11 protein-coding genes are annotated in these 13,200 nt (G+C 41.3%); all 11 read left to right on the forward strand.

Features of this window, described 5'->3' with window-relative positions:
- Nucleotides 1-9 precede the first annotated feature (9 nt).
- Nucleotides 10-810: a TIGR00282 family metallophosphoesterase gene (locus tag PKC96_03525; GenBank protein HMM00397.1), complete on the forward strand. Its 801-nt coding sequence runs from the start codon at nt 10-12 to the stop codon at nt 808-810.
- Nucleotides 807-2,255, forward strand: coding sequence for a tRNA (N6-isopentenyl adenosine(37)-C2)-methylthiotransferase MiaB (gene miaB / locus PKC96_03530; protein HMM00398.1), 1,449 nt, complete (start codon nt 807-809; stop codon nt 2,253-2,255). The genes PKC96_03525 and miaB overlap by 4 nt, the downstream gene beginning before the upstream one ends.
- Entirely contained in the window at nt 2,248-2,568 is a 321-nt protein-coding gene (locus PKC96_03535) for a YlbF family regulator (protein HMM00399.1), read from the forward strand. The genes miaB and PKC96_03535 overlap by 8 nt, the downstream gene beginning before the upstream one ends.
- Nucleotides 2,569-2,623: 55 nt before the next feature.
- Complete coding sequence (gene mutS, locus PKC96_03540) at nt 2,624-5,146, forward strand: DNA mismatch repair protein MutS (protein HMM00400.1); 2,523 nt, start codon at nt 2,624-2,626, stop codon at nt 5,144-5,146.
- A gap of 10 nt (nt 5,147-5,156) precedes the next feature.
- Nucleotides 5,157-6,983 carry a DNA mismatch repair endonuclease MutL gene (mutL, locus tag PKC96_03545; protein HMM00401.1) on the forward strand — a complete coding sequence of 609 codons (1,827 nt, stop codon included), beginning with the start codon at nt 5,157-5,159 and terminating at the stop codon, nt 6,981-6,983.
- A complete protein-coding gene (gene miaA, locus PKC96_03550; GenBank protein HMM00402.1) occupies nt 6,980-7,870 on the forward strand; it encodes a tRNA (adenosine(37)-N6)-dimethylallyltransferase MiaA in 891 nt (296 codons plus the stop codon). The genes mutL and miaA overlap by 4 nt, the downstream gene beginning before the upstream one ends.
- Nucleotides 7,851-8,081 carry a DUF951 domain-containing protein gene (locus tag PKC96_03555; protein HMM00403.1) on the forward strand — a complete coding sequence of 77 codons (231 nt, stop codon included), beginning with the start codon at nt 7,851-7,853 and terminating at the stop codon, nt 8,079-8,081. Before miaA ends, PKC96_03555 begins: the two co-directional genes overlap by 20 nt.
- Before the next feature lie 34 nt (nt 8,082-8,115).
- Entirely contained in the window at nt 8,116-8,802 is a 687-nt protein-coding gene (locus PKC96_03560; GenBank protein ID HMM00404.1) for an ATP-binding cassette domain-containing protein, read from the forward strand.
- On the forward strand, nt 8,802-10,019 hold the full coding sequence (locus PKC96_03565; protein HMM00405.1) for a hypothetical protein: 1,218 nt from the start codon (nt 8,802-8,804) through the stop codon (nt 10,017-10,019). Before PKC96_03560 ends, PKC96_03565 begins: the two co-directional genes overlap by 1 nt.
- Nucleotides 10,016-12,802 carry an ABC transporter ATP-binding protein gene (locus tag PKC96_03570; GenBank protein ID HMM00406.1) on the forward strand — a complete coding sequence of 929 codons (2,787 nt, stop codon included), beginning with the start codon at nt 10,016-10,018 and terminating at the stop codon, nt 12,800-12,802. Before PKC96_03565 ends, PKC96_03570 begins: the two co-directional genes overlap by 4 nt.
- A 192-nt stretch (nt 12,803-12,994) precedes the next feature.
- Nucleotides 12,995-13,195, forward strand: a complete 201-nt coding sequence (locus tag PKC96_03575; protein HMM00407.1) for a cold shock domain-containing protein — start codon at nt 12,995-12,997, stop codon at nt 13,193-13,195.
- Nucleotides 13,196-13,200: the final 5 nt, after the last annotated feature.

Consider the following 13,200-nt stretch of genomic DNA (forward strand, 5'->3'; position numbering starts at 1 on the left):
GGAGTTAATATGCGAATTTTATTTATTGGTGACATCGTGGCCAAAGTCGGACGCAAAACCGTTCAGCACGAACTGCCGGGATTGATTGAAAAATATAAGATTGATTTTGTTATCGCTAACGGCGAGAATGCCACGCACGGAAAAGGGTTGATTTATCATCATTACCAGGAGCTTTTGAATTACGGAATCGATGCCATTACTTTGGGCAATCATTACGATGATAAAAGTGAAATTGAGAAATATCTTGACGCGGCCACCGAAGTTATTCGCCCTTTGAACATAAAAAAAGATTTCCCGGGCGTGGGAAGCGCGGTTTTTAAAAGTGAAGATGGAACAACGATTCGCATAACTAATCTTTTGGGACAGGCTTTTCTAGAGATGGACGTCGAGAATCCCTTTTTATTCTTTGAGGCCTTTTTAAAGACGATCGAGCCGACAAATATTCACATAGTTGATTTCCATGGCGAAGCGACCGCCGAAAAGCAGGCGTTTGGGTTGGCCTTCGCTGGTCAAATCAGTGCTGTCATTGGAACGCATACGCATGTGCAAACACGCGATTACCGCATAATCGATGATTTTACCGGCTATATCAGTGATGTGGGAATGACCGGGCCTTACAACGGGGTCTTGGGCACAGATAAAGAAGGAGTGATTTCTAAGATGTTTAATCGAGAAAAATCTCACTTCAGTTATGAAAAAAAAGATGATGGTTTATTTAGTGCGGTTGTGCTCGATATCGACGAGATGACGGGCGCCTGTCAGAGTGTTTTTCCTGTTTATTCTATTGTAAAGGCGAGTGAATTAAGATGAAAGATCAAAAAATTGTTATTCATAACGAACCGGATTTTAATAAAGCCCGCGATCGACGGAAAGCCGATACGATTTTTAGCGATGCCAAACTTAAGATAAGCTCGCTTTTAAGAGAGTATGCCAGAGGAAAGCGATATTTTATTCGCACCTATGGTTGCCAAGCCAATGTTCGCGACAGCGAAACCATGATGGGAATCCTTGAAGAAATCGGCTTTGTTCATAGCGATGACTACAATGAAGCGGATGTCATTATTATCAACACCTGTGCGGTTAGGGAAAATGCCGAAGATAAAGTCTTCGGGGAAGTGGGGTCCCTTAAGAGTTTGAAAGCCAAGCGACCCGGGCTAATTGTTGCCGTCGGCGGTTGTATGGTTCAACAGGGGGTTATTGTTGATACGTTAAAGAATAAGTACACGCAGGTAGACTTAATTTTTGGCACCCATAATATCGAGTATCTACCTGATTATCTGAACGAAATTATCACCACGCGGAAAAGAATCGTCGATGTTATTTCAAAGCCAGGGGAAGTAATTGAGAATTTACCTTCCGTTCGCATCGATCGCTACAAAGCATTTGTCAACATCATCTATGGATGCGATAAGTTTTGCACTTATTGCATCGTTCCCTACACCCGCGGGCGGGAACGGAGTCGCAAGAAGGAAGAAATTATCAAGGAGTGTCGGCAATTGGTGGCGGATGGTTATCAGGAAATCACCCTTCTCGGTCAGAATGTTAACGCTTATGGAAAAGATTTAGCGGATGGAACTGACTTTGCCGGGCTGTTGGCGGATGTGGCTGAGTTAGGCATTCCTCGTCTACGCTTCACAACCTCCCATCCGTGGGATTTCTCGAGCAAAATGATCGAAGTTATAGGTGAATATCCCAATATTATGAAGGCTATTCATCTTCCCTTTCAAAGTGGAAATGCCAATATATTACGCCGGATGGGTCGCCGGTATACTCCGGATAGTTATCGGGCTCTGATCGATGAGATGAAGGCGAAAATTCCCGAAGTAAGTTTCACCACCGATATTATTGTCGGCTTTCCAAACGAGACTTATGAAGAATTCTGTGACACTAAAAAGATGGTTGAATATGTTGAATTCGATAATGCCTTCACATTCATTTATTCGCCTCGACCGGGAACCCCGGCCGCTAAACTGGCGGATAATGTCAGCGAGGAAGAAAAACATCGCCGCTTTGATGAATTGGTGGACACTGTCGAAAAATGCGCGAGTAAGAACGCCGAAAAAATGGTGGGCAAAATTTACTCGATTTTGGTCGATTCGGTCTCTAAACGCAACGAAGAAGTGATGTCGGGATATACGGAGAACAATAAACTGGTTAATTTCCCGGGAACAGTCGATTTGATTGGCAAGATTGTTAAAGTGAAAATTTTGGAATCGAAGGTCTATTCACTTCGGGGAGAGTTGGTAAGTGAATAACGATCAATTTAAAACTGCCCTCGACAATTTGTCTGAACACCTTTTTTCATTGCCGCTTATTAAGGAATATTTATTTTCGAAATCGGCACTAGACAACGATCAAGTTCTGAAAGCTATGGAGAAAGAACTTAGGGTGAAGAAAAAAGCTTTGGCTCAATCTTTTAACGACGATACTGCTCACCAAAAGGCAAAGGAAGAATATGAGACATTGCAAAAGAAGTTTGATTCGTATCCCCCGCTATTGAACTTTCGGCTTTTAGAAGAGAATGTCTACAATCTCCTCTTTGAATTAAGAGAGATACTTCGCCCTTAAAATGTCCGATTATTCTTTTGTTTTGTGTTAAAATAAGTACATCGTGGAGTTGATTATGAAAAATAAAAAAGAACCTTATACCCCGATGATGATGCAATATTTATCGATTAAGAAGAAGTATCCGGACACGCTTATTCTTTTTCGCTTAGGGGATTTTTATGAATTGTTTTTTGATGATGCCAAACTCGCCAGTCGCGTGCTTTCACTGGCACTTACAGGAAAAAATGCCGGGGCTCAGGATCGAGTTCCGATGTGCGGCGTTCCTTATCATGCGATCAAGAGTTATATCGCAAAACTAATTGCCAACGGATATAAAGTCGGAATTGTCGAGCAGATGGAAGATCCGGCCGAAGCGGTTGGCTTGGTGGACCGGGATGTGGTGCAAATCATTACTCCGGGAGCTTTCATTGATTACGATGGCAGTGAAAATAATTATATTGCGTCTTTAGATGAAACGGAATTTAACTTTGTCCTTGCCTACTGCGACCTTTCGACAGGTGAACTATATGTGACTAACGTTGAGCATGATGAACACTCTCTTTTGAGCGCTCTTGACAATATAGCCACCAAAGAATTGGTGGTAAAGACGGATTTTTCTGAAAAAATTTTGGAGGCTATTCGCTCTCATCGCGGAATATTAATCAGCCGCGAAGATCAACAAACGCTTACTTTGGAACAGGAACCGCTGTTAAATGAGGTGCAGGATCTTTTTCAAATGAAGGCCGTGATTCGCCTCGTTACCTATCTTCAAGAAACACAGCGTCGGCAGTTGAGTTATCTTCGCCCGGCGGTAGTAATCAAAGCAAGTAAAACACTGCAGATTGATGCTTTTTCCCGTTTAAACTTAGAGTTGACGCGGACGATACGCAGCGAGGAAAAATACGGTTCTCTTTTTTGGCTTCTCGATGACACTAAAACGGCGATGGGCGCGCGGGAATTAAAAAAATGGATCAATGCCCCCAGCAGTGATTTAAATGAGATTCTCAGACGTCAAAATATTGTTTCAACCTTGATAGCCAATTTTTTATCGCGCGATGAACTGCGAGATTATTTAAATGAGGTATATGATCTTGAACGGCTTATTGCGCGGATATCTTTCGGAAATGCCAATGGGCGCGACCTTTTGCAGTTAAAGAACTCGCTGGCAATTGTCCCTTCAATTAAGAGCAAAATTGCTGCCGTTAACAATGGCAATCTTATTAATCTGGCCGCTAAAATGAACCCCTTGGAGGACATCTGCCGCTTAATAGAAAAGGCGGTATCGGCGGAAGCGCCAATTACGATTCGGGAAGGTGGAATTTTTAATCCCGGATATAATCAAGAATTGGATGAACTGCTGGATATTGCCCACAATTCCAAAAAATACATCGCTTCTTTGGAAGCGAAGGAACGGGAACGGACCGGAATAAAGAATCTTCGTATTGGATTCAACAAAGTTTTCGGTTATTACATTGAAATTTCCAATTCCTTTAAACCGCTTATTAAGGATGAATACGGATATATTCGCAAACAGACGACGGTCAACGGCGAACGTTTCATCACCGAGGAGTTAAAGGAAAAGGAAGCGTTGATTCTCTCTGCGGATGAAAAGCAAAAAAAACTCGAATATCAGCTGTTTGTTGAACTCCGCGATACCATCAGTCATCGCACCCTTGAAATTCAAAATCTGGCTAATGCGTTAGCCGAATTAGACGTTTTGGCTTCTTTAGCTGAAGTTTCGGCCAAAAACCGCTACGTAGCTCCGACTTTTAATCATGAGCGAAAAGTGGAAATTATCGACGGCAAGCATCCGGTTATAGACAAGGTGCTCAAACAATCAAAATTTGTCGCAAATGATATTATGATGGATGCCAAAACGGATGTTTTGTTGATTACCGGCCCCAACATGGGCGGTAAATCAACCTATATGCGGGAGATGGCTTTAATCGTTATTCTTGCTCAAATAGGGTCGTTTGTTCCATCTAAAAGCGCTTCACTTCCGGTTTTTGATCAAATATTTACGCGGATTGGCGCGAGTGATGATTTGGTAAGTGGTCAATCGACTTTTATGGTTGAAATGAGCGAGACGAATTATGCGCTTCGCCACGCCAGTTCCGACTCGCTGCTGCTTTTTGATGAGATTGGAAGAGGAACTTCAACTTTTGATGGCATGGCTTTAGCCCAAGCCATTATTGAATACGTTACAAGCAAAATTCACGCCAAAACACTTTTTTCGACTCATTATCATGAATTGACAAAAATCGATGGAGACTTACTCGGAATTAAGAATATTCACGTTGAAGTAAAAGAGGAAAATGACCATGTCACCTTCCTTTATAAGGTTCTTCCCGGATCGATGAACAAGTCTTATGGCATCAATGTGGCCAGATTGGCGCATCTTCCAGATGATCTTTTAGCACGGGCGACGGTTATTTTATCGACTTTGGAAAAGAAGGAAGTACCTTTTTCTTCACCGACGGAAAACATTGCTTCGATCACGGAAGATCCATGGATTGATGAAGTACGGAAAATCGATCCGTTGGCGATGACACCGCTGGAGGCTTTAAATTTTCTATATGATATTAAAAAGAAAATGTGAGGTCATATAAATGAGCAAGATAATAGTCATGGATAATAGCCTTGCTAACCAAATCGCCGCCGGTGAAGTGGTTGAACGGCCAAGTAGTGTAATAAAAGAACTAGTTGAAAATAGTATCGATGCGCGGGCAAAAAACATCTCGGTCGCGATTGAAAATGCCGGACGAACTTTAATTATGGTTGAAGATGACGGCGAGGGAATGGAGCGAGAAGACGCCCTTTTATCGTTGAAACGCCACGCCACGAGTAAAATTCACTCGGCTTTTGATTTGTTTAGAATTAAAACGCTTGGTTTTCGCGGGGAAGCCCTTCCTTCTATCGCCTCGGTTTCAAAATTCTCTTTGACTACTTCGACCGGAGCGGGTGTGGGCACGCATATATTGGCTGTAGAAGATGAGATGAAAGTAGAAGATGCCAGTTTGCGAAAAGGAACGACAATCGTTGTTGAGGAATTGTTTTATAATACGCCTGCGCGCTTGAAATATCTTAAAAAGGATTATACCGAAAACGCTTCTTCCCTTGAAGTGATGCAGCGCTTGGCGCTTGCCCATCCGGATATTAGTTTTCATTTTGCCGTTGATGGGCGGGAAAGTTTCGTTACCACCGGTCGCGGAGATCTTTTGGAAACGGTGATGACCCTGTATGGTCCGTTCGTGGCTAAACGGATGTTGGCATTTAATATGGCTAACAATGATTTTAGTGTCGGAGGATATTTAGGAACAGCAGAATTGGCAAAAAGCAGTCGTTACTACATTATTACGCTTCTTAACGGTCGTAATGTGTTTATGCCCAAAGTAAATGCGGCGATTATCGACGGCTATCATGATTTTATTCCTCCGAGTCGTTATCCGTTTGTAATCTTAAATTTAAAAATTGACCCGGCACTCGTGGATGTAAATGTCCACCCGAGTAAACGGGAAGTCCGGTTTTCAAAAGAAGACGAGCTTATTTCCGATCTTCGTCAGGCGATACCTCACCAGCTTCACCAGGCGAATTTAGCCTATGATTATCAAAACAAAGATCAGCCTTTGATTGCTAATCCACTATCGGAGGGTGGGCACGAAATTACTGAACAGTTAGAGTTAAAACTTTCCGACCCTGGCCGCGAAGATGATTCGGTGCCGGCTGCGGCTCCCGTTTTTAGTCCAAAACGGGAAGAGATTGATAGGCAAAGTGATAATAGCAGCGTGACATCGATGGCAAATCCGGCTAGCGAAGAACCACCACTGAAGGAAAAGGAAAACGCAAAACCGCGTTTTAGTTTTCGAGCGCTCGCGCAGATTAACTTAACCTATATCATTGCCGAAGATGATGAGGGTGGGTTTTATCTTGTTGATCAGCACGCGGCGAATGAGCGCATTAACTATGAAGCTTTTCGCAATCAAATGATGAAGGAAGTAGTAATGCGCGAGCCACTGGTTCCCTATATTATTGATTTGTCATCGGCTGATGCTTTGCGCCTTTCCGAAGATAAACTAGAGTTACTGAAGGCGGTCGGAGTGGAGATTATTCCCTTCGGCAGTCATACCTATAAGATAGTTTCCGTCCCGGTTTTTAAAGAACAATATGATATTCAAACCTATGTTCAGGCGATGATTGATCAGCTTATTCATGATGATCATCTCGATTTAGCCGGCTTGCGAACCCATGCCTTTGCAACGATGGCCTGTAAGGCTTCGGTCCGCGCCAACGACCGCCTTGATCTTCAATCCATGCAATATCTTCTCGATCGGTTAAGCCGCTGTGACAACCCGTATGCTTGTCCACACGGTCGACCGACCATCATCCATTTTTCGCGATATGAAATTGAGAAGATGTTTAAGAGGACGGGAGTATGATTTATGTCATTGCGGGGCCGACGGGATCAGGTAAATCGGCCTTGGCATTAAAACTGGCGGAGGAGATTAACGGCGTGATCGTCAACGGCGACGCTTTTCAAGTTTATAAAGAAATGGATATCGGAACGGCAAAACCATCAAGCGAGCAACGGGAACGAATTCCTCATCGACTTTATGATTTTGTGGATTTAGAAACTGATTACAACGTTTTTCTTTATCAAGCGGCCGCCCGCAAAATCATTGCCACCGAAAAGCGTCCACTGATTTTTGTCGGTGGAACAGGCCTGTATTTACGGGCAACTTTTTTTGACTACGATTTTAACCCGCTTCCGCCGGTTGATATGGCTCCGTTTGAAAAATTGAGTGCCGATAATCGCTACCAAGTGCTGCGGGATCTCGATCCGATTACCGCGGCAAAGCTCCATCCCAATAATGAACGTCGTGTTCTACGGGCAATTGAGATAGCTTTGGCAAGCGGTGAAAATAAAAGTTCTTTGGAAGCCAAACAGGAACATAGACTTCTTTACGATGTTGAATTTATCGGTGTTGACTATGATCGCAATCACCTTTATGAACTAATTAATTTACGGGTGGATCGAATGATTGAACAGGGGCTGTTTGCGGAGGCTGATCAGATATTTAGCCGCCATTCCCCGCTTAAGCATGCCGCCCAAGCCATCGGTTATCATCAAATTCTGCTTGGTCGGGCGGAGAAAAAAAGCGAGGCTGAGATAGTCGAGGATATAAAAAAAGCCAGTCGGAACTATGCCAAAAGACAGATGACTTTTTTCCGTCATCAATTGCCGATGCATTGGTTTAAGAGTTGGGACGAGGCCTATAAATATATTATTGAGGAGCGAAACAAGAATGGAATTTATCAAGATTGACCTCTTTGATTTGGTGGAGATGAAAAAAGAGCATCCGTGCCAAACTCGTAGCCGATTATTTCAAGTGGTGCGCGTGGGAGCCGATATTAAGATTCAATGTCAGGGCTGTGGCAACATTATTATGATGCCCCGATTCGATTTCAATAAGCGCTTAAAAAAAATTATCAGTCATCACGATGATGTTTTATTTGTAAAAAAAGATAGTAAATAGAAAACCTCGCTATTTCCATAGTGAGGTTTTTTAAATGGATATAAACTTCAATAGTGTAAGTTACTCAATTTTGGATGGTGAAAAGAGACGAATAATTCTAAATCAAATCACATATTGTTTTAAATCTCCGGGCCTTTATATTATCGTAGGGGCGTCCGGCTCGGGAAAAACGACCATTCTTAATTTACTTTGTCGAATGCTGAAGCCAGAAAGAGGAGCAGTGGAATTAATCGATCAGGGTCACGTATTAAACTCTGACGGGCATTTTAATCTTGGAAAAGCATTTGCCTTTGTCTATCAAAAAAAATTATTACTCGGCTTTTTAAATGTTCGCAATAATCTGTCTTTAGCCTATGAATTGGCGGGATATGCTCCCTTTATAGCAATAAAAAAGAGTCGTGAACTCTTGAAAAAAAACAATTTATTGCACTTATGCAACCGCAAGGTGACAACTTTATCGGGAGGAGAGAAAGCCCGTATCTCGTTGTTGAGAAGCGTAGCTTTAGAAACGCCTATTTTATTGGCGGACGAGCCGACGGGCGAACTGGATTTAGCCAATGCTCAATCAATTTGTCACCGCCTATATTCGCTTGCCAAAGAAAAACTGGTAATTGTCGTCACGCATAATCAAGAACTGTTTTCCGCTTATGACAACGCCACTTTTCTTGGGCTTGAAAGACAAAAACTCCGGACGATAGATAGGCGCGGAGCAAGCGACTGATGGGCTCATCCCGGCCTATTAGTCTGCCCTATGTCAGCCGTCATCTTTGGGCTACGAAAAAAACGGCTATTTGGGCGACATTGGCAAACTTCGTTGCCCTTTTATTTGCTCTTTTAGCCGTGGGTATTAAGCAAGGAATGGACTACAATGAGCACAATATTATCTTTGATTATTACGACTATAATAATTTTTACATCAGTCGCTACGAAGAGGGAAAGTCGCTAAATTCGGGAATGTCGATTAAGAAGATGCGGCGGCCGTCAGTTGAAGAAATGGATCAAATTTATACGCTGTGGCCATATTTTTCCTATCGTCCGGATTTAAGATACTATACTTCACATTTTCAAATTCTCTATAACGATTCTCCGCTTAATGTTCCGATTGAAATTGTTCATCGATTACCGAATCAAAATAGCAATTCCCAATTTGCGATTAACCAGTTTGTAAGCTTGTCAAAGCAAGATAATCAAAACTTTATTTTGATTGATAAAGAAGAGCAAGTTAAAGTCCCCCTGCCCTTTCCCGATCAGGTGATGGAAAGTGCGTTTTTTCCGCAGCCAGCCGCTTTTTTAGATTATGACTTTTTTTGGAATGAACTGCTTAAGGTTTATCCTGATCTGAACGAGAAACTTTTTACCTATAACGGAAACGAAGTGGAGACAAATTATGCCTGGCAGGTCACAGTCGAAAAGCAAAATATTCGCTCTATGATTGCTTTATTTGCATCTATAGATTTGTTTTTCTTGACCTCAAGGGCGATTAATTCCAAAACCATAATCGAATCCTATCAAGCACTGTTGGCAATTGGAATAACCCTTTTCCTTATTTTTATTTTTCTCAGTGAAATTGTAATTCTAGTATTCATATCCTTGTTTAGAATGGAGGCAAGTCGTCATGACTTGGCGGAGTTAATGAGTCTGGGTGTCACCAAAGCAAATCTTGTTTTCTTTCTTTTTGAAGAGAACATCCTTATTGCCGGCCTGAGTATACTCCCCTTATTTTTGCTGCCGAGTATCTCACAAATTTTATCGCGGCTTTTAAAATATAAAACGGGGCTGAGCAATTTGGTGTATCCGAATGCGTCTTTTGCTTTCTTCATGGGCAGAATTCTTCCCTTAGTTATCGGAATTACAATGCTTTTATTACTGGGAATTGGATTTATCAGTCATATCTTTATTAAAAAAATTAATTTATCGCAGGAGCTGAAAGAAGAATGATTGAAATTAAGAATTTAGTTAAATCATATTCTAAGGAAAGTGATATTCTTCGTGTTCCTTACTTTTGTTTTCCCGATAAGGGCTTTGTGGCAATTGTCGGCGCTTCCGGATCGGGGAAAACCACCTTATTAAATATTCTCGCGGGATTAGATAATGAATATCGAGGTCAAGTAATTATCGATGGGCGCGTAACAAGTAAGTGTAATCTTGAAAACTGTGTGGCCCTCCGTTTATTTACGGTAGGTTATTTAAAGCAGAGCGATTCTCTCATCGAAAGTCTGACAGTTAAAGATAACATTACGCTTCCACTTCGATATGGATACCAAGTTTCAAAGGAGATGGTTGAAGCCAGAATTAGCACCCTATTATCGTTTGTCGGTTTAAATGATCAGATAATGATGAAGAAAGTAGGGAAACTAAGCGGTGGAGAGAGGCAAAGAGTGGCCCTTGTACGGGCCTTAATCAATAATCCATCAATCATCCTTTGCGATGAGCCAACGGGGGCCTTAAGCGGATGTGAAAAAGAAGCCATTTATGAGTTACTAACGAGGCTGAGTGTGAATAGACTGGTAATAATGGTCACGCACGATGAAAAAGGCGCTCAAATATGGTGTCAGGAAGTTATTACTATCGTTAATCATAACTTACAAATAAAAATAAAATCACCGCAAAAAAGTATAGAGGCCGCATTTTCCTTGTTAAATATCAAAGCTCGAGTTCAGCCCAAACTTGATAACACAACGATTAATCACTATAACAGGGCATTTGATAAGCATCGCCCGTTTAGAGTAATGATTGTTCGCTTTATTCTCTCCTTCGCGCTTTTAAGTTTCGGTTTGAGTTTTAGCTTGAGCGATATTCTTTATTCGAAAATAAAGGAAAGCTTAACTAACTATCTAGGTGAAAATCAAATTGTTGTCAAAAGCCGACAGCCAATCGAATTGGATGATCACGGATATCGGCTGGAGGAGGTAAATAATCTATGCATAAATCTCGATAAAGAGATGAAGTCGGGATATGCCTATTATGCAAATTGGGATGTTTTTTTTAAGACGGTCAATCAAGTATCAGTTGGTACGGATGGTTTAATATATTATCTGCCATCGTTTTCCTTCATTAATTTTATCGAGCCGTTGCTTTATTTTGAAATGGAAGATGCGACAATTTACCCCTTGAGCGTGGAACTAAATGAGCCGGAGGACATAATACTGGGACTTCCGTTCGTTGATTATGAGACAGTCAAACAAGCTTTAAAATTACCGTTTTTAAGCGATTACTCGTACTTAGGCAACTACCTAGTGGCCAATCCCTTGTCGATAATACTTCATTTGGCCAATTCAAACTGGGGATATGAAGATGAGCACATATTTGCCGTTCGAGGTGTCTTTCCTTCAGATGTGCCCCGCATTGTGGTCAATGAAGTTCAATGGACTCAGCATTTTGTCGAGGAAAAGATGGGTTTTCCCACGTATGAACACCAGGCGAAGTCCTCAATTAATCCGTGGGAGATTGCATGTCAAAGTTTTGTCTATAGCCAACAAGCGGAAAAGTTTATAGCGCAGGCGCAAAAAGACAGTAATCTAGCTTTTACCATTTTCGACAATAGCGCAACGAATACTTTCTTTTCCACTTTGCCGGATAACGTAAGAAAACACCGCATTATTTTATATCGATTGCGTAACAAAGCCTTTCATCGCAGTGACTTGGATAAAATGGAAAAAATTTTGTCAGCGCGGGGGGTACTTACCAACACGGGAAGTTACTTTGCTGACAGTGGAACTCCTGTTTTTGGATTTATCGATACTTTTTTAGTCAGTCGAAATGAGAACAGTTTAAGAACTATAATTGATGAACTATCGTATTTACCGGCCCAAAATGATCCAACTGATTATCATTTTCCGCAGGAAATAGTAGGCGGATCATTTATTAATACAAGCACAACCAATCTAACGTTTTCCTCCGCTTCCGGTCCCCCTCTTTCAGGTGAATGGCCCCAGGGTTTGAAAGAAATCGCCCTTTCGCGCTCCTTGGCTGTAAACTTCTTTATGGCGGAGAGTAAAGCTCCAGGACAAACGATTTACTTATCATATCCCAGGACACTCACCAAACTTGAAAATGGCTACACACTTCGAAATTATGAAGTAGTCGCGGTAAGAGTAAGTGGTGTTTTTGATCTTTCGGGTAACAAGATAATTCATGACTCCGATTGGTCATCCCGTTTCTTTAGCGAACAAATTGGCATGTCGCCTTTATCCTTAATAAGTGACGGAGCAATCATTTCTCTTCCGATCAATAAAAAAATAGATACGGTTATCAATCAATTAAAAAGGGCCTTTCCTGATCTGATTGTTTCCTCCCCCAGCAAGGAGTTCTTTATGACGCTGAACTCGACGCTAGATGCGGTAAGTTTTGTCCTTTTGATATTTGCTTCCCTATCTGCAATTATTACCGTTATGCTGTTGTTTATCATTAGCGGCATTTCCCGATTAGAAGAGCAAAAAGAAAGAATGATTCTTGTGCATATCGGAATAAAAAAGACCGAAAGATTAAAAATATATCAGCAAAGAAATTTTCTTTTGATTATTAAATCTCTATTTCTATCCTGGGGACAATTTATCTTGCTTTCTAACGGAATGACATATTTTTTAGCCCAGTATTTTCATAATCAATTTTACTTTGCCTTTAATCTCAAAGGTTTTATGGCCATGGCCTTAATTGCTTTTTTACTTTCTATCCTTAGTAACGCTCTACTAACCAACAAAAAAAGCCATCAAAAAGCGTGAATTAAACTTAAAAAACAATATTATCGAGGTAGATGGATTAATTTAATGCGGTTTAATAACTGTTTTTTCTCTTCCGACTATAAAAAAAATAAAAAAAGTAGTAATCAAATAATAAAAGTGATAATATATGTTCGGTAATAGGTATTCTATTACACATTCTATTCGTAAGGGTTTAGAGGAAAGGTTGGTCCGATGAAAGGTACAGTCAAGATGTTCAACGCGGAAAAAGGCTACGGCTTCATTCATAGCGAAGATGGCAAAGATGTCTTTTTCCACTATTCATCACTCGTAATGGACGGTTTCAAAACCGCCGAAGTTGGTGAACAAGTTGAATTCGATTTAGAACAATCTGATCGCGGCTTAAGAGCTGCTAATATCAAGAAAGTTGCTTAATTGAA

The sequence above is a fragment of the Bacilli bacterium genome (assembly GCA_035326105.1).
Classification (GTDB): domain Bacteria; phylum Bacillota_I; class Bacilli_A; order RFN20; family CAG-826; genus UBA7706.